The 22849-nt window shown below is 64.0% G+C and carries 23 protein-coding genes; 15 read left to right on the top strand and 8 right to left on the bottom strand.

The features are described 5' to 3' along the window. Positions 1 to 84: 84 nt before the first annotated feature. Together CT676_RS06735 and CT676_RS06740 are read left to right on the top strand one after the other, a co-directional pair. The gene (locus CT676_RS06735) at positions 85 to 333 is read left to right on the top strand and encodes a hypothetical protein (RefSeq protein ID WP_063979742.1); all 249 of its coding nucleotides are present in this window, start codon (positions 85 to 87) and stop codon (positions 331 to 333) included. Between the two features lie 82 nt (positions 334 to 415). Next, entirely contained in the window at positions 416 to 1888 is a 1473-nt protein-coding gene (locus tag CT676_RS06740) for a carboxylesterase family protein (protein WP_135214137.1), read from the top strand. 7 nt (positions 1889 to 1895) lie between these two features. Here the strand turns inward: CT676_RS06740 and CT676_RS06745 are convergent, their stop codons facing one another. Beyond that, on the bottom strand, positions 1896 to 2075 hold the full coding sequence (locus CT676_RS06745; RefSeq protein WP_135214138.1) for a hypothetical protein: 180 nt from the start codon (positions 2073 to 2075) through the stop codon (positions 1896 to 1898). Between the two features lie 160 nt (positions 2076 to 2235). Here CT676_RS06745 and CT676_RS06750 point away from each other — a divergent pair, with 160 nt between their 5' ends. The 3 genes from CT676_RS06750 to CT676_RS06760 all read left to right on the top strand — a co-directional run bounded on the left by CT676_RS06750 (position 2236) and on the right by CT676_RS06760 (position 4561). Next, a complete protein-coding gene (locus CT676_RS06750) occupies positions 2236 to 3030 on the top strand; it encodes a class III extradiol ring-cleavage dioxygenase (RefSeq protein WP_135214139.1) in 795 nt (264 codons plus the stop codon). A gap of 261 nt (positions 3031 to 3291) precedes the next feature. Next, positions 3292 to 3555, top strand: coding sequence for a hypothetical protein (locus CT676_RS46240; RefSeq protein ID WP_343287533.1), 264 nt, complete (start codon positions 3292 to 3294; stop codon positions 3553 to 3555). Between the two features lie 235 nt (positions 3556 to 3790). Then, positions 3791 to 4561, top strand: coding sequence for a hypothetical protein (locus tag CT676_RS06760; protein WP_135214140.1), 771 nt, complete (start codon positions 3791 to 3793; stop codon positions 4559 to 4561). A gap of 24 nt (positions 4562 to 4585) precedes the next feature. On the opposite strand, the gene CT676_RS06765 is transcribed toward CT676_RS06760, so the two are convergent. The 4 genes from CT676_RS06765 to glgC all read right to left on the bottom strand — a co-directional run bounded on the left by CT676_RS06765 (position 4586) and on the right by glgC (position 8594). Beyond that, entirely contained in the window at positions 4586 to 5269 is a 684-nt protein-coding gene (locus CT676_RS06765) for a nucleoside deaminase (RefSeq protein ID WP_167767964.1), read from the bottom strand. Between the two features lie 314 nt (positions 5270 to 5583). Beyond that, the gene (locus tag CT676_RS06770) at positions 5584 to 5844 is read right to left on the bottom strand and encodes a SemiSWEET transporter (protein ID WP_135214142.1); all 261 of its coding nucleotides are present in this window, start codon (positions 5842 to 5844) and stop codon (positions 5584 to 5586) included. Between the two features lie 30 nt (positions 5845 to 5874). After that, entirely contained in the window at positions 5875 to 7335 is a 1461-nt protein-coding gene (glgA, locus tag CT676_RS06775; RefSeq protein WP_135214143.1) for a glycogen synthase GlgA, read from the bottom strand. Next, positions 7332 to 8594: a glucose-1-phosphate adenylyltransferase gene (gene glgC / locus CT676_RS06780; RefSeq protein ID WP_085401567.1), complete on the bottom strand. Its 1263-nt coding sequence runs from the start codon at positions 8592 to 8594 to the stop codon at positions 7332 to 7334. Before glgC ends, glgA begins: the two co-directional genes overlap by 4 nt. Positions 8595 to 8931: 337 nt before the next feature. Between glgC and CT676_RS06785 the strand changes: the two genes are divergently transcribed. Then, entirely contained in the window at positions 8932 to 9411 is a 480-nt protein-coding gene (locus CT676_RS06785; protein WP_135214144.1) for a hypothetical protein, read from the top strand. Between the two features lie 128 nt (positions 9412 to 9539). Here the strand turns inward: CT676_RS06785 and CT676_RS06790 are convergent, their stop codons facing one another. After that, the gene (locus tag CT676_RS06790) at positions 9540 to 10520 is read right to left on the bottom strand and encodes an ABC transporter substrate-binding protein (protein WP_135214145.1); all 981 of its coding nucleotides are present in this window, start codon (positions 10518 to 10520) and stop codon (positions 9540 to 9542) included. Positions 10521 to 10995: 475 nt separating this feature from the next. Between CT676_RS06790 and CT676_RS06795 the strand changes: the two genes are divergently transcribed. The 9 genes from CT676_RS06795 to CT676_RS06835 all read left to right on the top strand — a co-directional run bounded on the left by CT676_RS06795 (position 10996) and on the right by CT676_RS06835 (position 19958). After that, positions 10996 to 12099, top strand: a complete 1104-nt coding sequence (locus CT676_RS06795; RefSeq protein ID WP_135214146.1) for an ABC transporter substrate-binding protein — start codon at positions 10996 to 10998, stop codon at positions 12097 to 12099. Further along, positions 12077 to 13099, top strand: a complete 1023-nt coding sequence (locus CT676_RS06800; protein ID WP_135214147.1) for an ABC transporter permease subunit — start codon at positions 12077 to 12079, stop codon at positions 13097 to 13099. The genes CT676_RS06795 and CT676_RS06800 overlap by 23 nt, the downstream gene beginning before the upstream one ends. Further along, positions 13093 to 13893: an ABC transporter ATP-binding protein gene (locus CT676_RS06805; protein WP_135214148.1), complete on the top strand. Its 801-nt coding sequence runs from the start codon at positions 13093 to 13095 to the stop codon at positions 13891 to 13893. The genes CT676_RS06800 and CT676_RS06805 overlap by 7 nt, the downstream gene beginning before the upstream one ends. Continuing rightward, entirely contained in the window at positions 13887 to 15059 is a 1173-nt protein-coding gene (locus CT676_RS06810) for an acyl-CoA dehydrogenase family protein (protein ID WP_135214149.1), read from the top strand. Before CT676_RS06805 ends, CT676_RS06810 begins: the two co-directional genes overlap by 7 nt. Before the next feature lie 29 nt (positions 15060 to 15088). Further along, positions 15089 to 16189, top strand: a complete 1101-nt coding sequence (locus tag CT676_RS06815) for an LLM class flavin-dependent oxidoreductase (protein WP_135214150.1) — start codon at positions 15089 to 15091, stop codon at positions 16187 to 16189. Then, entirely contained in the window at positions 16186 to 17124 is a 939-nt protein-coding gene (locus CT676_RS06820) for an ABC transporter substrate-binding protein (RefSeq protein WP_135214151.1), read from the top strand. The genes CT676_RS06815 and CT676_RS06820 overlap by 4 nt, the downstream gene beginning before the upstream one ends. Before the next feature lie 351 nt (positions 17125 to 17475). Then, positions 17476 to 18321: a CmcJ/NvfI family oxidoreductase gene (locus tag CT676_RS06825; protein WP_135214152.1), complete on the top strand. Its 846-nt coding sequence runs from the start codon at positions 17476 to 17478 to the stop codon at positions 18319 to 18321. 102 nt (positions 18322 to 18423) lie between these two features. Next, the gene (locus tag CT676_RS06830; protein WP_071910599.1) at positions 18424 to 18738 is read left to right on the top strand and encodes a septal ring lytic transglycosylase RlpA family protein; all 315 of its coding nucleotides are present in this window, start codon (positions 18424 to 18426) and stop codon (positions 18736 to 18738) included. Positions 18739 to 18788: 50 nt separating this feature from the next. Next, positions 18789 to 19958 carry a Gfo/Idh/MocA family oxidoreductase gene (locus CT676_RS06835; RefSeq protein WP_135214153.1) on the top strand — a complete coding sequence of 390 codons (1170 nt, stop codon included), beginning with the start codon at positions 18789 to 18791 and terminating at the stop codon, positions 19956 to 19958. Positions 19959 to 20160: 202 nt separating this feature from the next. Here the strand turns inward: CT676_RS06835 and CT676_RS06840 are convergent, their stop codons facing one another. Both CT676_RS06840 and CT676_RS06845 read right to left on the bottom strand, forming a co-directional pair. Further along, complete coding sequence (locus CT676_RS06840; RefSeq protein ID WP_135214154.1) at positions 20161 to 21471, bottom strand: ABC transporter substrate-binding protein; 1311 nt, start codon at positions 21469 to 21471, stop codon at positions 20161 to 20163. Positions 21472 to 21632: 161 nt separating this feature from the next. Then, positions 21633 to 22682: a methyltransferase gene (locus CT676_RS06845; RefSeq protein ID WP_135214155.1), complete on the bottom strand. Its 1050-nt coding sequence runs from the start codon at positions 22680 to 22682 to the stop codon at positions 21633 to 21635. Positions 22683 to 22849: the final 167 nt, after the last annotated feature.

Raw genomic sequence — 22849 nt, forward strand, 5'->3', positions numbered from 1 at the left:
CCGCGCGAAGGTTGCGGCGATACACGCACCGCGATGCACAACCGCCGGGATTGTCCGGGCTAATCAGACCACATCCTTCTGTGTATGCTTGCGGTTACAAGCCACGCGTACCAACCGGACGTCATGACAGAGTTGAGCGAGCGGACGAAAGCCAACATGGACGTCGTCCTGGAGCAGACGTGCCGCCAATTGCCGCACGGCGGCGATCACGACAGCCGCAGGTTCATCGCCGAACGCCTGATCGAGGCGGCGCAATCGGGCCATTCCACGCTTGGTGAGCTCGGCATCGTCGCACGCCGCGCGCTGGCGGAGATCGTCGCCAAGGGCGGCTAGACGGACGCCGCCGAGCTTGCCTCATCGCGGGCCGCAGACGTAACCTGTCGGGGAACCTTTTGGCGCATCGAGATCCCCCAGGATGCGGCTCCAGTTTGCCCTCGTTGTGGCGTCTTCACTCCTCTGCTGGGACGGTGCGGCCGTCGCTCAGGCGGTCGGGCAGTTTCCGTTCGCGCTGACGCGTGAAGGACAGATGCTCGGCGCCGTCGAGGGCGAGGTGGCGTCGTTCAAGGGGCTGGCCTACGCGGCGGCTCCGGTCGGCGCACTGCGCTGGCGCCCACCGCAGGTAACGGCCGAGAACCCCGAGATGCGCACCGCCTATGAGTACGGCGCGCCGTGTCTTCAGCCCTCGCTGCCTGATACGAGCGAGGACTGCCTCACGCTCAACGTATTCCGTCCCTTCGGGGTCGACGGCCCGCTGCCGGTGATGGTCTTCATCCATGACGGCGGCTTCGTCAGCGGCACCGCGAACGATCCGCTGTTCGACGGTGCAAAGCTCGCGCAAGCCGGCCTCATCGTGGTCACCGTGAATTATCGTCTCGGCGCGCTCGGCTGGCTCACTCATCCCGCGCTGTCGGAAGGTGGCTCCGGCAATTACGGCCTGATGGACCAGATCGCGGCGCTGCATTGGGTGCACGACAACATCGCAGCCTTCGGCGGCGATCCGAACAATGTCACCTTGTTCGGCAGCGGCGCAGGCGCGACGTCGATCGCGCTGCTGATGCTGTGTGCGCAATCGCGCGATCTGTTCCAGAAAGCCATTCTGCAATCGCTGCCCGGCCGCGCGCGCCTGCGCCCGGTGCAGGAGGCGGAGGCCATGGGCCGGCAATTCGTGGCGGCGCTTGGGCAGCAGGCGGATTTGCGCGTCGCTGCGCCGGCGCGGCTGCTTGCGGCCGAACAAAAACTGCTCGCCAAATCCGAACGCAGCTTCGCGCCCGCGATGGATGGTATCCTGCTGCGCGAAGACGTGGCCACTGGATTTACAGCAGGACATGAAAGCCGCATTCCACTCATGATCGGCTCGAATGACGACGAGACGCGTTTCGACGGCGAGCGGGAGATCAAGGAGACGCTGGCGTCCTCGGGCGAGAGCACCGATGAGCTGCGTCAGCTCTACCCTGACATCGCCAGACCATCGGAGCGCGCAGCCAAATTCTATACCGACAAGGTTTTCTCCGAGCCGGTCAGGCTGCTCGCCCGCCTCCATGCGGCAACCGGTGCGCCTACGTTTCGCTATCGCTTCGCTTACGTGACCGAGGCCCGGCGCACAAATCCCGACGAAGGGCACGGGCGCGAGTTGCAATTCATCTTCGGCGCGGAAGGCGTGCCCGGCGCGGGACTGCTCACATGGGGGGATCGCGAGGTCGCGAACCGCATGCGCGCTTACTGGATCAACTTTGCAAGGAATGGCAATCCCAACGGCCCGGATCTGCCGCATTGGGACGCGGCCGCAGACCGCGATCGCCTGCTGCTGATCACGAACGATCGCATCGCGAGCGGAGACGACCCCTGGTCGGATCGCCTGGACCGGCTTGCAAGTGAGAACAGAAAATGAGTTGGGCTTAGGCCGCGAGCTCGACGCGCGGCGCGGGGCTCAGCCGGTGTTCTTCCAGATGGTCCATCGTGCCGTCCTTCTCGACGGCGTAGAACTGCTGACCTTCCTTGGACCTGTAGGCGGCGCGAACGACGCCGCGGCGGCCCTTGTCACTGTTGACGACGTCCCCCAGCGCAAACTTCTTCATCTCACGTCTCGCTTGTCTTCAGGCCGACTCCTTCGGCCATGGCCGGATTGTGGGCGGCAAATCGTTAACGACTTGCTAACCATACCGGTTTGCCTATGCTCGCCGCCGTTCGCGCGGGCAGCTCGCACGCGCATGTGGTCAACGAGACGAGCCGGCATCCATGACGCGATTTCCAACCCTCTTCCTGTCGCATGGCGGCGGCCCATGGCCCTTCATGGAGGACCGGCGGGTGCAATATGCCAAGACGGCCGCGGAGTTCGGCCGCTTGCCGCAGCTTCTCCCCGAGAAGCCCAAGGCCGTGCTCGTCATCACCGGCCATTGGGAGGCCGAAGCCTTCACCGTGTCGACCTCGGCGCATCCGCCGATGGTGTACGACTATTACGGTTTCCCCGAGCATACCTATCACCTCAAATATCCGGCGCCGGGCAAGCCCGAGCTCGCTGCGGAGGTGAAGGCGCTGCTCAAGCACGCCGGCCTCGATTGCCGGGAGGATCCCAATCAGGGTTTCGATCACGGCACCTTCGTGCCGCTCGGCCTGATGTATCCGAACGCGGACATGCCGATCCTGCTGCTGTCGCTGAAGGCGAGCTACGATGCGGCCGAGCACATCAAGGTCGGGCAGGCGATCGCATCGCTACGCGACGAAGGTATTTTGATCGTCGGCAGCGGGCTCACCTATCACAACATGCGCGGCTTCAACCGGCCGGAGTCGAAGCCCGTCTCGTATGATTTCGAGGCCTATCTGAACGAGGCGATCAGCAACCCGGATGCGGCGCGCCGCAACGCGATGCTGGTCGACTGGGAGAACGCGCCGATCGCGCGCCTCGCGCATCCCCGCGAGGACCATCTGCTGCCGCTGATGGTCGCGGCAGGCGCCGCCGGCAGCGACGTCGGCAAGCGCGTCTTCGTCGACGAGGTCGCGAACGTCGCGATGGCGTCGTATGTGTTTGGATGAATCGTAGGGTGGATTAGCGCAGCGTAATCCACCATCGAGCCGCAATGAAGGTGGTGGATTACGCTGGCGGACTGCGCTTCGCGCAGCCGCGGGCTAATCCACCCTACGGGGTTCCGACTAAAAATGTCGAAAACAACCCCATGCACAGTAGAACGGCCCAGCAAATAGAATGGCTTAGCAGAGTACTTTTGCCGGGCAGGATACGCGAGCGGTATTTCGACGGGTTTGACACGTCGGGCAAAACAGCGGCAAAATTCGATCATGGCACCGCTCTCGCTCGGCCACACCAAGATCGAAGGCACGGTGCGCTATCTCGGCATCGAGGTTGACGACGTGCTCGCGATTGGCAAACAAGTTGGTGTGAATGACCAGGGCAGAGCGGACATGCTTTGCCCGTCGGCCATCAGCCGCTTCGGGCCAGCAGGCGAGTTCGAAACAAGAGAACCGCCAAACGAACCGGTCTTTAACGAGCGCACATTGGGGATGCTGCCAGTTGCTGACAACCGGGGGCAGCCTGATAGCTGAAGCACAGCGATTCACGGTATTTGCGAGGAGTCCGCTTTGGGTTCGTTGCGCCATTGAAGTGCGAGTCTCCGCCGCGATCAGGCGGCAGCTGTGGTGTCCGAGGCACAGTTCTCCAACAACTGGCTTCCAATCGGGAGGCTTGTCGATTTTGTCTAGACGGACAGTGCTAGTGCCGGCTTACTCTTGATTGTCCGAGTCTGGAAATACTTCGGTTTCAGGATTATCGACGCCTCTGATGACGCTGCATGTCACGGTCAACGACGCTCAGACTGGCGCCCCTCGCTGTGACGTGAAGGCGGTCATCGCCGTAGTTGGACTTGCGATCGAGGCCAGAATAGCCGGCGCGCCAGCGATGATCGCTGAAGGTGACCGGACCGCCTTTTACTTGCGTGACGCCATCAGACATGGCGCGCGCGGCATTATCAGTTTCGGGGTGTGCGGCGGGCTAGATCCGAAGCTCCGACCAGGTAACATTGTCATCGCCTCGTCGGTATTTGCCGCGAAAGATGAAGCTTATCCAGCTGACCTCCCCTGGGCCGAGGAGCTCCTTCGGATGATCCCGGGTGCCAGCTACTCTGCGATAGCTGGTGTCGCTTCCCCGATGACAAGTCTTGAAGAGAGACGGGATTTCCATGGCATCACCGGGGCGGTTGCCGCCGATATGGAGTCGCAGATCGTCGCTCGAATTGCTTCCGAACTCAGAATTCCCTTTGCCGTCTGTCGTGTTGTTCTAAACCCCGCTCATCGAAAACTTCCGAGGGCCGCGCTCATAGATATCGGGCCAGCAGGTAAGCCTGAACTGCGCAAGATTGGACGTTCGCTTGTTCAAGACCCGGGGCAACTCCCTGGTCTTAGCCGGCTCGCCGTTGACTCCGTCATGGCGGTGATGGCTTTGCGCAGCGCCAAGCGACGGCTCGGAGCTCACTTTGGTTTCCCGCACCTGTGTTCACGAGACCGAGTCCCCATTCCGACGCGTGCACTTGAAACGATAGCCACACGCGCCTGATCCTGCAGCAGCGCGCTCCCGATCTCAGACTCCAGGCTTGTCCAGGTCCGAGATGGTGTTTGAATCTGCACGCCGGCGCAGGAAGACGTTACTCACCGAAAGAGCCGGCGCGGCCAAAATATCCGCCAGCGCGTTCCAGGAAAACGTTGGCCGAGGCGCGCCCGCGTGGCACGAAGTCGGCTCGGCCGCTCGTCCGAAGCAGCCTCGTCGTCTCATAAATCGCCAGGCGAGCGGGTTCCAGTCGCGCCAGACCTGCTCGGCCCTTTGGGATAGCAAGCCCGAGACGATTTCCGGCGCAGGTCCGAAGACCTCAGGCAGTTTGCTCGACAAACTGTTGTCCGACAGAACGTCCCATCTCGAAAATCCGCCCATGATCGGAGATGAAATGGCGAACACCACGCGACCAATCCGCGCCTCCCGTGCCGGGAAAGAACACATTGGGCAAGGTTCGACGATTGAATACAAGGTGCAATCCGGCAAGCGCTTTTGCCTTAGAATCTTCTGGGCCTCTGATAGAGCCACGAGTTCCGCATGTCGGGTCACGTCGCATTCCGATGAAACGTGGTTGGTCGCTTCTGCGATGACCTGTCCTCGAAACGCGATTACGGCGCCGAATGGCAGCTCTCCTTGCTTCACCCCTTGCCGGGCGAGTTCGAGGCATCTTTCCATCATTCGCAGATCTTGGACGTCAGCTTCTGATCTACTCATAGGCGCCCCCTTGGGAACGCGAGATCGGTGTTGAGAATGCGTCTGTCGCTGCCCCTTCATATTACGGCGGCGTCGTAGCGACGAAGAATGTTTCCGGCGCCGCTAACGGAGGCGGCTCCTGCGGCCTGGCATATTGGCAATTAAGCAGCGGGCTACAAACAGTCTGACTTGATCTGGATCAAGGACCGTTACCTTTCAGGTACCGCACGGACCACACGATGATCGATTGTCTATGTCCGCTCCGGGGCCCCTCGAAAACAGACATCCCGGATTTTATGGGTACACGCGCCAATCCGCTCTACGCAGCTTCAACCTCACCCATACCTCAGCTTCATGAACAGGATACCGCCGGCGAGCACCATGGTGATGGCGTTGGCCGCGACCAGCGGGGCGTCGCCAGAGAGCAGGCCGTAGATGAGCCAGAGCGCCAGGCCCAGCACCATGACCAGGAACATGCCGACCGAAATGTCGCGCGCCGAGCGGGTCTTCCAGACCTTGATGAACTGCGGCGCGTAGGCGACGGTGGTGCAGGTTGCGGCGGCAAAGCCGATCAGCTTGATCGCGAAAGGGTCCATGCCGGCTCTATAGCATGGATTCGGTGGTGATCATGAGGTGCGGCGCGCCGTCATCAGATCGCGATAGAGCACGGCATAGTCGCCGGCGCGGTTGCGCCAGGAGACGTCGGTCGCAAGGCCGCTCAATTGCAGCCGGCGCCAGGTCGCCTTGTTGTGGAAGGCGGTGTTGGCCTTGCGCAGCGTGCCGGTGAGGGCCTCTACGGTGACGGGCGCGAACTTGAAGCCGGTCGCGTCGCGGTCCGATGGGTTGGCCTCGCCGATATCGACGATGGTGTCTTCGAGGCCGCCGACGCGCGACACGATCGGGACAGCGCCATAGCGCAGCGCGTAGAGCTGGGTCAGGCCGCACGGCTCGAACCGCGAGGGCACGATGAGCGCGTCCGATCCGGCCTGGATCAGGTGCGCCAAAATCTCGTCATAGCCGATCACGACGCCGATCCGCCCGGGGTTCGCGCGGGCGACGGCCTGATAGCGATCCTGGAGATCGCGATCGCCGCTGCCGAGCAGTGCGAGCTGCATGCCGTCGCCCAAAATGGTCGGAATGGCCTCGAGCAGGAGATCGAGCCCCTTCTGCCAGGACAGGCGGCTGATGACGCCGAGCAACGGCGCCTCGTCCGAGGAATCGAGATTGAACTGTTGCTGAAGCACCGCCTTGTTCGCGGCCCGGAACGTGAGGTCGTCCGCGCCGAAGCGGTAGGCGATGTGCGGATCGGTTTGCGGATTCCACACGTCGGTGTCGATGCCGTTGAGGATGCCGCTCAGCACATCAGCGCGTTCGCGCAGCAGGCCGCCGAGCCCCATGCCGCCTTCGTCGCTCTGGATCTCCTGCGCATAGGTCGGCGAGACCGTGGTGATGCGATCGGCGAGTTGAAGCCCCGCCTTGAGGAAGCTGATGCCGCCGAAATATTCGAGGCCGCGAACGTTGAAGGAGTCCCAGGGCAGACCGATCGAACCGATCAGCTCGGGAGCGAACTTGCCCTGATAGGCCATGTTGTGGATGGTCATCACGGTGCCCGGCCGCGGACGGTTGTCATAGTGCAGATAAGCGGGCGCAAGCCCCGCCTGCCAGTCGTGGGCGTGCACCACATCGGGCACGAACGCGGGGACGAGGCCGTGGCCGATGTCGGCGGCGATACGTGACAGCGCAGCGAAGCGCAGGCCATTGTCGGGCCAGTCGACGCCCTCGGGAGTGACGTAGGGATTGCCCGGCCGCGCATAGAGATGCGGCACGTCGAGCACGAACAGATCGAGCCCGTGATGCGAGCCGGCGAGCAGGCGTCCTGGGCCGCCGAAATAATCCGGCCAGCGCCGGATTTCGCCGGCTCCCCCCAGCATCCGCATCACGTCGGGATAGCCCGGCATCAGCGTGCGCATCTCGACGCCGTGCGCCTTCAGCGCAAGCGGCAGTGCGCCGGCGACATCCGCGAGGCCGCCGGTCTTGACGATCGGGTAGACTTCGGAGGCGACCGCGAGGACGCGAACAGGCGTCATGTATTGAGCCTGTCGAGCATTGTCTGGGTGATGAGCGAGATGCCCTGCTCGGTGGTGCGGAAGCGCTTGGCGTCGAGCTCCGGGTCCTCGCCGACGACGAGCCCCTCGGGGATTTCGACGCCGCGGTCGATCACGACGTTCTTCAAGCGAGCGCCGCGGGCGACGTTCACGTAGGGCATGATCACGGCGTTCTCGACAGTGGCGTAGGAGTTGACGCGCACGCCGGTGAACAGCAGCGAGCGGCGCAGCGAGGCGCCGGAGATGATGCAGCCGCCCGAGACCAGCGAGCTCACGGCCTGGCCGCGCCGGCTCTCCTCGTCATGGACGAACTTGGCGGGCGGCGTGATCTCCGCATAGGACCAGATCGGCCAGGCGCGGTCGAACAGGTCGAGCTCCGGCACGACGTCGGTGAGGTCGATATTGGCCGCCCAATAGGCATCGACCGTGCCGGCATCGCGCCAGTAGGCGCGGGGATCGCTGCCCGAGCGTACGCACGAGGTCGAGAATTGATGCGCGATGGCGCGGCCGTTCTTGACGATATAGGGGATGATGTCCTTGCCGAAATCGTGACTGGAGTTCGTATCCTCGGCGTCGCGCTTGAGCTGGTCGAACAGGAATTTCGTATCGAACACGTAGATGCCCATGCTGGCGAGCGAGACGTCTGGCTTGCCCGGCATCGGCGGCGGATCGGCCGGCTTCTCCAGGAACTGCTGGATCCAGCCGTTCTCGTCGACATGCATGATGCCGAAGCCGGATGATTCCGCGCGCGGCATCTCGAGGCAGCCGACGGTGACGTCGGCGCCGCTGTCGACATGCTGGCGCAGCATCACCTCGTAGTCCATCTTGTAGATGTGATCGCCGGCGAGCACGACGATGAAGCGTGCGTTGTGCGACTCGATGATGTCGATGTTCTGATAGATCGCATCCGCCGTGCCGACATACCACATGTTCTCCGAGACGCGCTGACTGGCCGGGAGGATGTCAAAGCTCTCGTTGCGTTCGGGGCGGAAGAAGTTCCAGCCCATCTGAAGGTGCCGGATCAGGCTGTGCGCCTTGTACTGGGTCGCGACCGCGATCCGGCGGATGCCGGAATTCACCGCATTGGACAGCGCGAAATCGATGATGCGGGACTTGCCGCCGAAATAGACCGCGGGCTTGGCGCGCCGGTCGGTCAGTTCCAGGAGCCGGCTGCCGCGTCCGCCGGCCAGGACGAACGCCAGCGCCTGACGGGCAAGCGGCTCGGGTCTCGCGGCACTCATGTCATCCTCCCACACCTCTGGCGCTTTGCGAGAAGCCTCCCGGCCGCGCACATTGGAACCGATAGTAACGGTACGAATAGTAAATCGGGAAGGTGCTTGTTGGTTGCGAACGCCCGGGAAGCTTAATGCTTTGCTGTGGCCTGTGGCTCCGTCGCACCGGTGTCATGCCCGTGCGGGCGCTGGCGTTGGCCGGACCACAATCGAGGCATGCGCGGGCATTCTTGTGCGGTGCACGCAATGCAGGCTGTGACTTTCGGAGGCTTTGACTTGGGGCAAGGATGCCCGATCATGGCCTTGCGATCCTTTTCCAAACGAACGTCAGACAGGGAGCAAGACGATGAGTATCTGGAAAACGGCGATTGCCTGTTCGCTGGCGGGCGCGGTGATGGCCGGCCAAATCGAGCAGGCGGCAGCGGCTCCGCTGCCGACCAACGTCGCGACCATGAAGGCCGCCGTTGGTGACGATGTCACCCCGGTGTATTGGCGCGGCCGTGGCTGGGGATGGGGCGCAGGAGGCCTCCTCGCCGGAGCAATCATCGGCGGTGCCATCGCGAGCAGCGCGCCCTACGGTTACTATGGCGGCGGCCCGTATTACGGCGGTTATGGTGGTTATGGTTATGGCTCGGGCTACGGCTATGGCTACGCTCCGTCCTATGGCTATGCGCCGGCCTATTACGGCGGCTACGGGCCGAGCTATGGGTATGGCGGCTACTACGCGCGTCCCCGCTACTACGGCTATCGAGCCTATCGTCCATATTACGGCCCTCGCTACGGCTACTACCGACCGTACCGGGCCTATGATCGCGGATATTGGTAAGGACGCTGCGCGGCTAGAGCGAGAGCCACACGATCAGGCTCATGCAGGCGAGATGCGCGAGCACGATCGCGGCGAGATGCAACGGGCCGGCCTTGAGGCTGGACTTGCGCATCCCGCCGCGCCCCGCGCTAGTTTGACCCCGCGGCCGCGGCCGTAAAGCTGCGGTCGACGGCTTTGCTCACATCGAGCGTCTTCGGCAGGATGCCGTAGCGCGTCGAGCGGTCGGAGGCTTCCTGCACCTCCTTCACCACGTTCTGGTCGATCACGATCGGGCTGGTGCGCTGCGCGGTGTAGGCCGACAGCAGCACGTCCTCCGGCAGTTTGGTCAGCTCGGCCGTGCTCTTGGCGTATTCACTGATGTGATCCAGCGACCACAGCCGCGCCTTGTTCAGCCGCTGCACGAGGTCCTGCACCGCCGCGCGCTTGGTGGCGATGGCGTTGTCGGAGGCCACGATGAAGGTGATGGTGGGTGTCAGGCCTTCACCGTCGGCGATCACGCGGGCCTTGTCCTTCAGCGTCGCGAACGAGACGTAGGGCTCCCACACCGCCCACGCATCGATCGAGCCGGCGACGAGTGCGATCTTGGCGTCGACCGGGCCGAGCGGCGCGAAGGTCGCGTCCTCCAGCTTGATCTGCGCTTTCTCCAGCGTCGCGTCGATCAGGAACTGGCCCCAGCCGCCGCGCGTGCCGGCGAGGCGTTTTCCCTTGAGGTCGGCGGCCGACTTGATCGGCGAATCCTGACGCACGAGGATCGCTTGCGTCTTCGCATCCGACCTGGTGCCGCCGATCGCCTTGATCGGCGCGCCGGCCGCATAGACCGAGAGGAAGGAGAGATCGCCGGTGTAGCCGACGTCGAGCGCGCCGGCGTTCAGCGCTTCCAGGATCGGAGCTGCGGCAGGGAATTCCGACCATTCGATTCTGTAGGGCAGGTCCTTCGCATAGCCGGAGATTTCGAGCAGCGAGCGGTTGCCGCCCTTCTGGTCGCCGACGCGCAGCACGACGGTGTCGGCCGCGAACGAGGCGGCAGCCGTCGACAAGGTGATGGCTGCGGCGAACAGCGATGCTGCGAGCCGGCGTGTGATGGAATGGTCGTCGAAGTTGATGCTCATGTGGCCTGTCTTGTTGCTTTGCCCACGACGCGTGAGCGAGCGATGCAGCGAGACGATCAAGTCTATGACGGCGCGATGCGCAGTCAATGAAATGGCTATCCGTATTGCAGATGCGTTGGGCAATGACGTTTCAGCGTAGCGCCGCATTCGAGAACGCACCGCGTGCGCGGCGGGTGATGCGCAAGAATGATGCAGGCTGCGGAGTCGCGGCGCATCCTTGCAGGATGATGCAGCAACGAAAATCGTTTCATCGCTGTCCCATGCGCTGATGGAGAGAATGACCTCGCTTCGCGCCACATTCGAAATTCCATTTCATTGACGATGCGGCGGGCGCGCCGCATGATTTGCGCATCGCATCAAAGCGGCGCGGGAAGCGCCGGCGAAATTATTCTCTCAACGCGGCTCCACATGGAACATGCGCAACGCGAGACGTTGCGTGAATGGCGGAGCTGTGCCAGCGCAGGAGCGGGGACTGATGGGCAACGACAACAAGGGCAGCGGATCGGGCCTCGACCGGCGTCATTTGCTGCAGGCGGGGCTTGCGGCGGCATTCGCCGCGCCGCTTGGTGCCTTTGGTGCAGCACAGGCCTTCGCGCCACAGGCGATCGCGCCCGGTGTCGATCTCTCTGAGTTTCCGCTGTGCCGGACGGCCGCGGATGGCCCCGTCCTCACCGGCGCGCCGCGCAAGCTGAAACTCTCCTGGAACGCCGGCGCGGTCTGTCTCGCCCCGGTGCCCGTCGCCATCGAGCACGGCTTCTTCCAGAAGCACAATCTCGACATCGAGCTCATCAACTATTCCGGCTCGACCGATCAGCTGCTCGAGGCGATCGCGACGGGAAAGAGCGATGCCGGGCTCGGCATGGCGCTGCGCTGGCTGAAGCCGCTGGAGCAGGGATTTGACGTCAAGATCGCCGCCGGCACCCATGGCGGCTGCATGCGCGTCCTGACCCGCGCAGACTCCAATGTGAGCAAGCTCGCCGACCTCAAGGGCAAGATCGTCGCAGTCGGCGACCTCGGTGGCCCCGACAAGAACTTCTTCTCCATTCAGCTCGCCAAGCTCGGTATCGACCCGGTCAAGGATGTCGACTGGCGCGCCTATCCCGGCAACCTGCTCAACGTCGCCGTCGAGAAGGGCGAGGTGCAGGCCTTCCTGTCGTCCGATCCGCTGGGCTATCTCTGGCTCAAGGACAGCCAGTACAAGGAAGTCGCCTCCAATCTCGACGGTGAATATCGCGACAAGAGCTGCTGCATCCTCGGCCTGCGCGGCTCGCTTGTGCGCGAAGAACCTCAAGTCGCGCGCGCCCTGACGCAGGCGCTGCTCGATGCCGCGATGTTCACCGCGCAGAATCCAGTCGTGACGGCAAAATCGTTCCAGCCTTACGCGCCGAAGACGGCGTCGCTCGCCGATATCGAGGGCATGGTGCGCTACCACACCCATCATCATCATCCCGTGGGTGAAGTGCTCAAGCGCGAGCTGAAGTCCTATGCCGACGATTTGAAGAGCGTCCAGGTCTTCAAGCAAAGCACCGATACCACCAAATTCGCGGAGCGCATCTATGTCGACGTATTCGCTGTCTGACGGCCTCGCCTCCGGCGCGCCGCGCCTCTCGCGCGCGCCGGTCCTTGCGAGCTGGGTCCGGGAATCCGGCGTCGGCATTCTCGCCAGCGTCGCGTGGATCGCGTTCGGCCTGTCCTGCCTGTGGTGGGAGGATGTCGGCGACTGGTCGCGGACGCACTCGCTCGGCATCGCCGCCTTCATCGTTGCCGCAATCGCTTTGTTCGGCACCGTCGGCGCCGAATATCTGGGCACTGCGGGTAAGGCGTTGCGCCAGCGCGCGCCCTGGCTCGTGGCGCTCGGCGCATTCCTGACGTTGTGGGAGGTAGCGACCGCAAAGTTTGCATGGTTGCCGCTGCCGTTCTTCCCGCCGCCGCAGTCGATCATCGAGGTCTATACCGACGATTTGCCAAAGCTGCTCGACAGCGTGTTCGCCTCGGTCAAGCTGCAGCTCGGCGGCTACCTGATCGGCGCCACGGTCGGCTTCCTGACCGGCGTCTCGATCGGCTGGTCGCGCGCGGTCGGCTATTGGGTGCATCCGGTGCTGCGCTTCATCGGCCCGCTGCCGGCAACCGCCTGGCTGCCGATCGCCTTCTTCACGTTCCCGTCGAGCTGGAGCGCCTCGACCTTCCTGATCGCGCTCGCGACCGGCTTCCCGGTCACCGTCTTGACCTGGTCCGGCGTCGCGAGCGTCAGCAACGCCTATTACGACGTCGCGCGCACGCTCGGTGCAAAGCCGTCCTTCCTGGTGCTGAAGGTCGCGATCCCCGCGGCACTCCCGCACGTCTTCGTCGGCCTGTTCATGGGGCTCGGCTCGTCCTTCGCCGTGCTCGTCGTGGCCGAGATGATCGGCGTGAAGGCCGGGCTCGGCTGGTACCTGCAATGGGCGCAAGGCTGGGCCGCCTACGCCAACATGTATGCGGCGCTGATCGTGATGTCGCTGCTCTGCTCCGGCGCCATCACGCTGCTGTTCGCCATCCGCGATCGCCTCCTGGTCTGGCAGAAGGGGACCGTGAAATGGTAGCCGCAACCGCACTGGCCGAGGTCACGACCCCGCCGGCCGCCGGCGCCGCGCTCGACATCGAGCAGGTCAGCCACGCCTTCGACATCGATGGCACTGAGCTGCCTGTTCTCAGCGACGTCAGCATCTCCGTTGAGCCGGGCGAGTTCGTCGCGCTGCTCGGCCCCTCCGGCTGCGGGAAGTCGACCTTGCTCCGGCTCGTCGCCGGCCTCGACAAGCCCAAGGCCGGAACGCTCCGCGAGGACGAGGTGCGCATCACCCGCCCGCATCCCTCCCGCGTCGTCGTGTTCCAGGATCCGACCCTTTTTCCCTGGCGGTCGGTCTGGGACAACGTCGCCCTGGGCCTCGAGGCCCAGGGCATTTTGAAGAGCCAGCGGAAGCGTGTCGATGACGCGCTCGATCTCGTTGGGCTGTCGTCGTTCCGCAATGCCTATCCGCATCAGCTCTCCGGCGGCATGGCGCAGCGCGTCGCGCTCGCCCGCGCGCTCGTGAATGATCCAAAAATCCTGATCCTCGACGAGCCGCTCGGCAAGCTCGACTCGCTGACCCGCATCACCATGCAGGCCGAGCTTGTCTCGCTCTGGCAGCGCAAGGGCTTTACCACGCTGCTGGTGACGCACGACGCAGAGGAGGCTTTGGTGCTCGCTAACCGCGTCATCGTATTCAGCGACCGCCCGGCGCGGGTGAGGGCCGACATCCGTGTCGACCGGCCCTATCCGCGCCATCGCGGCGATCCATATCTCGCGGATCTGCGCCGCCAGATCTTAGGTCTCTTGGGATTAGATGCCACATGGTGACTTCTTTAGCCAAAGGGCTCACCGCCCATAGTGAGCCAGACTACATCGCGCGCGCCGAGGCGCTGGCCGAAGGCTTTGCTGCGCGCGCAGCCGAGCATGATCGCGCCGGCAGCTTTCCCTTCGCGAATTTTCGCGAGCTGTCCGAGGCGGGCCTGCTGTCGCTGACGGTGCCGGCCGTTCATGGCGGGGCCGGAGCGGGCGCACGGTACACCGCGCGCGTCATCGGCATCATCGGCAAGGCCGATTCGTCGACCGCGCTGGTGCTGTCGATGCACTACATCAACCATCTGGTGATGGGGCGCAGCCCGACCTGGCCGGCGAAGCTCTCGCGCAAGCTTGCGCGTGAGAGCGTCGAGGGCCTCGCGCTCGTCAACGCGCTCCGCGTCGAGCCCGAACTGGGCTCGCCCGCGCGCGGCGGCCTGCCGGCGACGATCGCACGGCGCACCGAGACCGGCTGGCGCCTGACCGGTCACAAGATCTATTCGACGGGATCGCCGATCCTGAAATGGTATCTGGTCTGGGCGCGGACCGACGAAGCCGAACCGCGCGTCGGGCAGTTCCTGGTGCCGGCTGGACTGCCGGGCACCCGCATCGTCGAGACCTGGGATCATCACGGCCTGCGCGCCAGCGGCAGCCACGACGTCATCTTCGACGACGTCGTGATCCCGCTCGATGCCGAGGTCGATGTCCGCAATCCCCAGGAGTGGCGTGCGCCCGACGTTGCGCAGGCGACGGTCCACACGGTGTTCGTCGCCGCGATCTATGACGGCATTGCCCGCGCCGCGCGCGACTGGTTCGTCTCGTTCCTGAAGCAGCGCGTCCCCGCCAGCCTCGGCGCGCCGCTTGCGACCTTGCCGCGGGCGCAGGAGATCCTCGGTGCCATCGAGGCCAGGCTCGCAGTCAATGCGCGGCTGATCGAGACGTTCGCCCGCGACTTCGACGACGGTGTCGCTCTCTCCACCGGCGAATCCAACGTCATCAAGCTGACGGTGACCAACAACGCCGTTGCCGTGGTCGAGGATGCACTATCGCTGACCGGAAATCACGGCCTGTCGCGCGCCAATCCGCTGGAGCGGCACTATCGCGATGTCTTGTGCGGCCGTGTGCACACGCCGCAGGACGATGCCACCCGCACCGGCCTAGGCCGCGCCGCATTGGGCCTCTAGCTTTCAGGAAAACAAACAGGGAGACGATCATGTCGATCGAGTTCATCGGCTTCATCAGCAACAACAATTCGTCCGAAACCGTCGTCCGCGAGGGGCCGGTCCTCAACCCCACCCATATCGAGACGGTGGCGAAGGCGCACGAAAATGCCGGCTTCGACCGCGCCCTGCTGGCGTTTCATTCGACGACGCCGGACGCGCTCCAGATTGCCCAGCACGTGCTGGGCGTCACCGACCGCCTCAATGTGCTGATCGCGCAGCGGCCGGGCTTCACCGCGCCGACGCTGCTGGCGCGCCAGTTCGCCGTGCTCGACCAGTTTTCCCGCGGCAGGGTCGCCCTGCACGTCATCACCGGCGGCAATGCGACCGAGCTTCGGCAGGATGGCAACACGCTCGACGACAAGGACGAGCGTTATGCCCGCACCTCCGAGTTCCTCGATGTCCTCAAGCTCGAATGGACCAGCGACAAGCCGTTCACCTACAAGGGCAAGCACTACCAGGTCGAGAACGCATTCTCGCAGGTGAAGCCATATCGTCCCGAGGGCATCCGGATTTATTTCGGCGGCGCTTCGGATGCGGCGATCGAGGTCGCCGGCAAGCATGCCGACACCTTTGCGCTGTGGGGCGAATCCTATGCCCAGGTGCGCGACGTCAGTTCCCGCGTCCACAACGCGGCGGTTCGTCAGGGACGGCCGACGCCGCGTTTCAGCCTCTCGGTGCGGCCGATCATTGCCCCGACCGAGAAGCAGGCCTGGGAGAAGGCGGAAGAGATTCTGGCGCGCGCCACCGCGCTCCAGGACAAGACTGGCTATCGCAAGCCGGCCGACGGCCACGCCACGGCCGGCGCGCGGCGTCTGCTCTCGCTTGCCGACCAGGGCAGCCGCATCGACAAGCGGCTCTGGACCGAGATCGCAAAGCTCACGGGTGCCAACAGCAACACCACCGCGCTGGTCGGTACGCCCGAGCAAGTCGCCGAAGTGTTCGGCGACTATTACGATCTCGGTATCAGCCACTTCCTGATCCGCGGCTTCGATCCTCTGATCGACGCCATCGAATATGGCCGCGAGCTGATCCCGCTGACGCGCGAGCTGGTCGCCAAGCGCCAGGCCGTTCGCGGCGAGGCGGCGGAATGATCCGTCTCATGCTGGCCGGTGCGCTGCTGTTCGGCTCGTTGGAGCTCGTGGCGGCGCAAACCACCTTGCGCGTTGGCGACCAGAAGGGCAATTCGCAGGCCGTGATGGAAGCGGCAGGCGTGCTCAAGGACGTGCCTTACAAGATCGAGTGGAAGGAGTTTCCGGCAGCGGCACCCCTGCTGGAAGCGCTCAGCGCCGGCGCGATCGAGACCGGTATCGTGGGTGATGCGCCGTTCACCTTCGCCGCCGCCTCCGGCGCGCCGGTGAAGGCGATCGCCGCGATCCGTCAGACCCGCGAGGGGCTCGCGATCCTCGTGCCCGAAAATTCGCCGATCAAGAGCTTCGCCGATTTGCGCGGCAAGAAGATCGCGACGGGGCGCGGCTCGATCGGTCATCAATTGATCCTCGCTGCGCTCGAGAAGAACGGCTGGGCTGCGTCCGACGTGCAGATCGCATTCCTGGCGCCGTCCGATGCCAAGATCGCCTATACGCAAGGCTCGGTCGATGCCTGGTCGACCTGGGAGCCGTATGTGAGCCAGGAAGAGGTGCTGTTCAAATCGCGCCGCGTCATCACCTCGGAGGGTCTGACGCCGGGGCTGAGCTTCCAGGTCGCACGGCCCGACGCCATCCGCGACAAGCGCGCGGAGCTGACGGACTTCATCCGGCGCCTCACGGCGGCGCGGGCGTGGTCGCTGAGCAACGTCGACAGCTATGCCGCGACCTGGGGCAAGCTGATGAACATCCCGACCGTCGTGCCGCAGAACTGGCTGTCGCGCGCAAAGATCCGCATCGCGCCGATCGACGACGGCGTGGTCGCGGACGAGCAGAGCACGATCGACCTCTATTTCCGCTGGGGCCTGATCAAGCAGAAGCTCGATGCGGCCGAGATCGTAGACCGCTCGTTTGCGGACGCGATCGCCAAGGCGGGGCTGTAGTGCGCGCTTTCCCTCTCCCCTTGTGGGAGAGGGTGGCTCGCCGCGTAGCGGCGGGACGGGTGAGGGGTCTCTCTCCGCGTACCACCTCTCGCGATGGAGCTCGCGGATAGATACCCCTCATCCGGCGCTTCGCGCCACCTTCTCCCACAAGGGAGAAGGAAGAACGCTCTCACGGGCGCTTCAAGGGATCGTGAGAAAAGGAGGACGTTTCCAGCGCAATCGCCTTCCTCGAAACATTCCTTCTGCATTTCGAACTGACGACAACAGCCTCATTGCTATTTGTACCGCCTCCCTTGCACCGCGCCGCATCCCCGCAAAAATCATTCAGACGACCACATCGGGAGACCGGCCATGGGCCTGCAAGAAACAAAAATCGAATCGCTTCCCTTCGTCACTGCCGAACTCAACTACCTCGCGCCGGTTTCCGGCAAGCCGCGCACCTATGCTTTCGATCCGCCGCCGGGCGAGCCCAAGAGCACGTCGTTGCCGGAGCCGCATCAGGTCCCGATTTTCGACGCGCGCCTGATCGCGGAGAATTTCTCGCTGGATCGCGAGGGCTTTGCGCTGATGCGTCACCCGACGCAGGTGAAGGATTTTTACAACGACGAGGAAATCCGCGCGGTCTATTACCCCGCCGTCGAGGCGTTCCTGCGCGCGACGCTGAAGGCCGACCGGGTCGTCATCTTCGATCATACCGTGCGCAGGCGTGTCGAGGGGGCGGCGGATATTCGCGACGGCGGCCCGCGCCAGCCTGCGACGCGCGTCCACGTCGACCAGACCGCCGTCTCCGGCGCCAACCGCGTGCGCGAGCATCTGCCCGACGAAGCCGACGCGCTTTTGAAGGGGCGTGTGCAGGTGATCAACCTCTGGCGGCCGATCCGCGGACCCTTGCGCGATTCACCGCTGGCGATGGCCGACGGCACGACGGTTGCGCCCGACGATCTCGTCGCCTCCGATCTGATCTATCCCAATCGCCGCGGCGAGACCTATTCGGTGAAATACAATCCGAACCACCGCTGGTTCTATTTTCCGGAGATGACGCCGGACGAGGCGCTGCTGCTCAAGTGCTACGATTCCGCAACCGACGGCCGCACCCGGTTCGGGCCGCACACCGCCTTCGTCGATCCGACCACGCCGACCGATGCGGCGCCGCGCGAAAGCATCGAGGTCCGCACGCTGGTGTTCCATAAACAGTAACAATGTGTGATGGCACTGCCGGGCGCGCCCGGCAGTGTTCCTGGAACTTACCGGAACAAATCGACGTTTGCAGCGCCGGGCAGGGCAACCGGGAGCGGTGCCGTGCGAACGCAGACGACGCTTTTCTTCAGTCTGGCCACTTTTTCGCTTTCTGCATTTTCTGTCGCGCAAGCCGAAAGCGGGCTTGCCTCATACTACGGTTACGGAAAAGCCGGTAAGGGCGGCGAACTGACCTGCGCTCACCGCACGCGCGCGTTCGGCAGCGTGCTGACGGTGTCCTATGGTGGCCGGTCGATTCAGTGCCGCGTCAATGATCGCGGCCCGTTTATCCGCGGCCGGATCGTCGATCTCTCGGTGCCGGCGGCCAAAGCGCTCGGCATGATGAGCGCCGGCGTGGTGCGGGTCTCGGTGGAATAGGCTGGCCGTCGCGCTATAGTGCCGCCCAACGCAAGGCTAAGGGGGGCGCTATGGCCAGGATTCGGGTGGGGCTTGTCGGCTGCGGCTTCGTGTCGGAGCTGCACGTGTATGCGTTCCGCCGCGTCTACGGTGTGGATGTCGAGGTCGCGGCGGTCGCGGCGCGCGGCGATCATGTCGTTGAATTCGCCGGCCGCCATGGCATTCCGCGGGTCTATCGCAGCTTCGCCGAACTGATCGCGGACCGCGAGCTCGATGTCATCGACATCTGCACCCCGCCCAATCTCCATGCCGACATGATTGTCGCCAGCATGCAGGCCGGCAAGCACGTGATCTGCGAAAAGCCGTTCGCCGGCTATTTCGGCCGGGCAGGCGACGCGCAGCCGATCGGCAAGCATGTGCCGAAGGCGCTGATGTATGAGCGGGTGCTGGAGGAGATGGACGCGACCCGCGCCGCGATCGAGCGCACCGGAAAACTCTTCATGTATGCGGAGGGTTGGGTCTACGCGCCCGCGGTGACCAAGACCGCGGAGATCATCAGGGCGACGAAGGACAAGATCCTGTTCATGAAGGGTGAGGAGAGCCATTCCGGCTCGCACGCCGCGCATGCCGCGCAATGGGCGATGACCGGCGGCGGCTCGCTGATCCGCATGGGCTGCCATCCGCTCTCGGCCGTGCTTTATCTCAAGCAGGTGGAGGCCAAAGCGCGCGGCGAAACCATCCGCGTCGCCAGCGTCACCGGCGACGTCGGCAACGTCACGGCAGTCCTGAAGCCCGAGGAGCGCACTTACATCAAGGCCAATCCGGTCGATGTCGAAGATTGGGGCACGCTGACGGCGACCTTCTCCGACGGCACCAAGGCGACCGTGTTTTCCGGCGACATGATCATGGGCGGCGTGCGCAATCTGATCGAAACCTACACCTCCGGCGGTTCGCTGTTCGCCAACATCACCCCGAACACGCATCTGATGAGCTACCAGACCAGCGAGGAGAAGCTCGCCAGCGTTTACATCACCGAGAAGGTCGACCGCAAAACCGGCTGGCAATATGTCTGCCTCGAGGAGGAGTGGACGCGCGGGTACTTGCAGGAGATCCAGGACTTCATGGAATGCGCCGCGAGCGGACGGCAGCCGCTGTCGGACCTCGCACTGGCGTATGAGACGATCAAGGTGAACTACGCGGGCTACTGGGCCGCGGAGGAGGGACGGCGGGTGATCTTGTAGGCGCTGAAGAGACCGCAGGCACGCTGCTATCCCTTCTCCCCTTGTAGGAGAAGGTGGCGCGAAGCGCCGGATGAGGGGTCTCTCTCCGCGAGTTCGAACGTAAGAGATTTGCTTGCGGAGATAACCCCTCACCCGCCTCGCCGCTACGCGGCGAGCCACCCTCTCCCACAAGGGGAGAGGGGAAGAGACCGTCCGCATCACCTCACGCCCCGTAGGTCGAACCCTTCGGCAGCGGAAACACCGGGTCCTGCGTGCGGATGTTGGTCGGCCACACCACCGAGATGCGCTCGCCGGCGTTCTGCATCACGACCGGCGTCGAGCGTTCGTTCTGGCCGGACAGCGGCGTTCCCGGCGGGAAGAATTTCACGCCGTAGCCCTGGATGGTGCCGCCGGCGGGAATGTCGACGTCGAGCGCGGCCTTGCGGATGGCCTCGGGATCGAAGCTGCCGTATTTCTCCTTGGCGACCGGCAGCACGTTATTGAGCAGCAACCAGGTCTGATTGAAGCCCATCGAGCAGTGTGGCGGCACTTCGGTCGCGCCGGTCTTGGCCTTGTAGCGCGTGACCATGGCGTTGGTCAGATCGCCGATGCCCGGCGCGAGCTTTGCGGGATCGAGCAATTGCGCGGGGACCGGATCGATGTTGCAGAAATTGTCGATGTCGGCGCCGAAGGTGGCGCGCAGCTTGTCGAGCTGGCTGTAGCCGGCGCCGGCGCCGAACAGCATCTTGAAGCGCAATCCGCTCTCGCGCGCCTGGCGCAGGAACAGGGTGATGTCGGGGTTGTAACCGGCATGCGAGATCACGTCGGCCTTGGCGCGCTTGATTTTCGTAACGAGCACCGAGAGGTCGGGCGCCGAGGCGGAGTAGCCCTCGCGCAGCACCACCTGGATGCCGGCCTGCTTGGCGTAGGCCTCGTCGGCCGCCGCGACGCCGACGCCATACGGGCCGTCCTCGTGGATCAGCGCGACCTTGACGTCCTTCGGATCCATACCGAGCTTGCCTTGCGCATGCTCGGCGAGGAAGCTCGCGAAGGCCTGGCCATACTGGTCGGAATGGATCTGCGCGCGAAACACGTATTGCAGATTCTTGTCCTTGAACACGGCGGTCGAGACCGCGGTCGTGATCCAGAGGATCTTCTTCTGCTGCTCGACCTTGGCCGCGAGCGGCACCGCATGCGAGCTCGCATAGACGCCGTTGATGATGTCGATCTTCTCCTGACTGATCAGGCGTTCGGCCTCGTTGATCGCAACGTCGGGTTTGCTCTGGGAATCCGCGGCGACCGGAGCAATCTTGGTCTTGCCGCCGACACCGCCTTTTTCGTTGACGAGATCGATCGCGATCTGCGCGCCGATTGACGAGGCGACCGAGCCGCCCGCCGCGAACGGGCCGGTGAGGTCGTAGATCAGGCCGATGCGCAAATTCTCGGCTTGCGCCTGGGCCCGGGTCCAATCGAGGCTGAGTGCAGCGGCGGCAGCCGCAGTGCTCTTCAGCAGCTGCCTGCGTGAAGTCGGCATCCTATCCTCCCTCAAAACCCGTCTGTTGATTGGTCTTGTTATTTTTTTGCGAATTATGGGGAGCGGGGAGGCGGAAAGTCAACATGGCGAAAGGTCGATAGACGGGTGCTGGCGCAGAACGCAACTGCGAAGGCGAGCCGCATCGAGCGATCTGCCCGACCTCAGTTCGTGTCGGAGCGCATGGCCTCGAATACCGCAAAGCCCGCGCCGTCGAGCAACGGCACCACCCTCGCCAATCGGAATCCGGCCTGCTCCAGCAGGGATCGATATTCGGCGTCGGTGCGCTCCATGCCGGAGACATTGACCAGCATCTCCATGTCGATATGGAGCACGCGCATGGCGTCGCGATGATCTGGCTCGATCCGTCGTTCGATCAGCAGAACCCGAGCATGTCCTGGCATTGCCGCGCGAACATTTCGCAGGATCGCCAGCGATTGATCGTCGTCCCAGTCATGGATGATCTGCTTCAGGATGTAGGCATCTGCGTCTGCCGGAACGGTTTCGAAGAAGCTCCCGCCGATGATCTCACATCGCTTCGTGCCTCCAATCGCCTCCAGAGACGCGCCGGCTACGACATCGGGAAGGTCGAACAGCACGCCTTGCATGGTCGGGTGGTTGGCCAGAATCGTTGTGAGCGTGAAGCCATGTCCGCCGCCTATGTCGACGATGCGGCCGATCCCGTGAAAATCGTAGTGCTTGAGAAGCGCGGTGGCCAACCGGGCGGAGCTGGTTGTCATCGTCGCGTTGAAAATCGCGGAGAGCTCGGCGTCCTCGCGCAAATAGTCGAAGACCCCCGTCCCGTGTGCGTGATCGAAGGCATGCTGGCCGGTCTGTACGGAGTGCAGAAGATGGCTCCAGGATTGCCAGTGCGACTCGCTGAGCCATAGCCGCACCACCGGACAGATCGAAGCCGGGATATCGGCGCGGAGGGTAGACCCAAGAGGTGTCAGCGCAAACTGCTTCGGAGACGTCTCGTCGAGCAGGCCGGCACCGGCCAGGAAGCGAAGCAGCCGGTAAAGCGTCGGAGCATGGCTTCCGGTCGTTGTCGCCAGATCGTCGCAATGGCGCGGGCCTGCCGCCAGGTGATCCGGAATGCCAAGCTCGACGGCAACGCGTAGGGCCTGCGAAATGCGGTACCCACCGATCAGCCTGAATATCTGGGCGAAATCTTGAGGTGCGGGAGATTGTCCGGGAGAGATGCCTGCGTCCATCTGAGATGCTCCGCTTCATCACCGGCGGGGTACATGGCGGAGGTTGCGGCAAAACGTCAACGTGACCCAAGGTCGCTACGGGCCGCCCGCGGCGCAGCATGTTTCCTGAAGGACAAAGATTCTTGAAGAACAAAGAAAAGCCCACCGCTCGCGAACGAGCGGTGGGC

The organism is Bradyrhizobium sp. MOS001 (assembly GCF_004634465.1).
GTDB classification, from domain to species: Bacteria; Pseudomonadota; Alphaproteobacteria; order Rhizobiales; family Xanthobacteraceae; genus Bradyrhizobium; species Bradyrhizobium barranii.

Bases quoted from the DNA above. Each gene is read 5' to 3' on its own strand.
- CT676_RS06735 (WP_063979742.1), top strand. From the start codon at position 85: ATGCTTGCGGTTACAAGCCACGCGTACCAACCGGACGTCATGACAGAG.
- CT676_RS06740 (WP_135214137.1), top strand. From the start codon at position 416: ATGCGGCTCCAGTTTGCCCTCGTTGTGGCGTCTTCACTCCTCTGCTGG.
- CT676_RS06745 (WP_135214138.1), bottom strand. From the start codon at position 2,075: ATGAAGAAGTTTGCGCTGGGGGACGTCGTCAACAGTGACAAGGGCCGC.
- CT676_RS06750 (WP_135214139.1), top strand. From the start codon at position 2,236: ATGACGCGATTTCCAACCCTCTTCCTGTCGCATGGCGGCGGCCCATGG.
- CT676_RS46240 (WP_343287533.1), top strand. From the start codon at position 3,292: ATGGCACCGCTCTCGCTCGGCCACACCAAGATCGAAGGCACGGTGCGC.
- CT676_RS06760 (WP_135214140.1), top strand. From the start codon at position 3,791: ATGACGCTGCATGTCACGGTCAACGACGCTCAGACTGGCGCCCCTCGC.
- CT676_RS06765 (WP_167767964.1), bottom strand. From the start codon at position 5,269: ATGAGTAGATCAGAAGCTGACGTCCAAGATCTGCGAATGATGGAAAGA.
- CT676_RS06770 (WP_135214142.1), bottom strand. From the start codon at position 5,844: ATGGACCCTTTCGCGATCAAGCTGATCGGCTTTGCCGCCGCAACCTGC.
- glgA (WP_135214143.1), bottom strand. From the start codon at position 7,335: ATGACGCCTGTTCGCGTCCTCGCGGTCGCCTCCGAAGTCTACCCGATC.
- glgC (WP_085401567.1), bottom strand. From the start codon at position 8,594: ATGAGTGCCGCGAGACCCGAGCCGCTTGCCCGTCAGGCGCTGGCGTTC.
- CT676_RS06785 (WP_135214144.1), top strand. From the start codon at position 8,932: ATGAGTATCTGGAAAACGGCGATTGCCTGTTCGCTGGCGGGCGCGGTG.
- CT676_RS06790 (WP_135214145.1), bottom strand. From the start codon at position 10,520: ATGAGCATCAACTTCGACGACCATTCCATCACACGCCGGCTCGCAGCA.
- CT676_RS06795 (WP_135214146.1), top strand. From the start codon at position 10,996: ATGGGCAACGACAACAAGGGCAGCGGATCGGGCCTCGACCGGCGTCAT.
- CT676_RS06800 (WP_135214147.1), top strand. From the start codon at position 12,077: ATGTCGACGTATTCGCTGTCTGACGGCCTCGCCTCCGGCGCGCCGCGC.
- CT676_RS06805 (WP_135214148.1), top strand. From the start codon at position 13,093: ATGGTAGCCGCAACCGCACTGGCCGAGGTCACGACCCCGCCGGCCGCC.
- CT676_RS06810 (WP_135214149.1), top strand. From the start codon at position 13,887: ATGGTGACTTCTTTAGCCAAAGGGCTCACCGCCCATAGTGAGCCAGAC.
- CT676_RS06815 (WP_135214150.1), top strand. From the start codon at position 15,089: ATGTCGATCGAGTTCATCGGCTTCATCAGCAACAACAATTCGTCCGAA.
- CT676_RS06820 (WP_135214151.1), top strand. From the start codon at position 16,186: ATGATCCGTCTCATGCTGGCCGGTGCGCTGCTGTTCGGCTCGTTGGAG.
- CT676_RS06825 (WP_135214152.1), top strand. From the start codon at position 17,476: ATGGGCCTGCAAGAAACAAAAATCGAATCGCTTCCCTTCGTCACTGCC.
- CT676_RS06835 (WP_135214153.1), top strand. From the start codon at position 18,789: ATGGCCAGGATTCGGGTGGGGCTTGTCGGCTGCGGCTTCGTGTCGGAG.
- CT676_RS06840 (WP_135214154.1), bottom strand. From the start codon at position 21,471: ATGCCGACTTCACGCAGGCAGCTGCTGAAGAGCACTGCGGCTGCCGCC.
- CT676_RS06845 (WP_135214155.1), bottom strand. From the start codon at position 22,682: ATGGACGCAGGCATCTCTCCCGGACAATCTCCCGCACCTCAAGATTTC.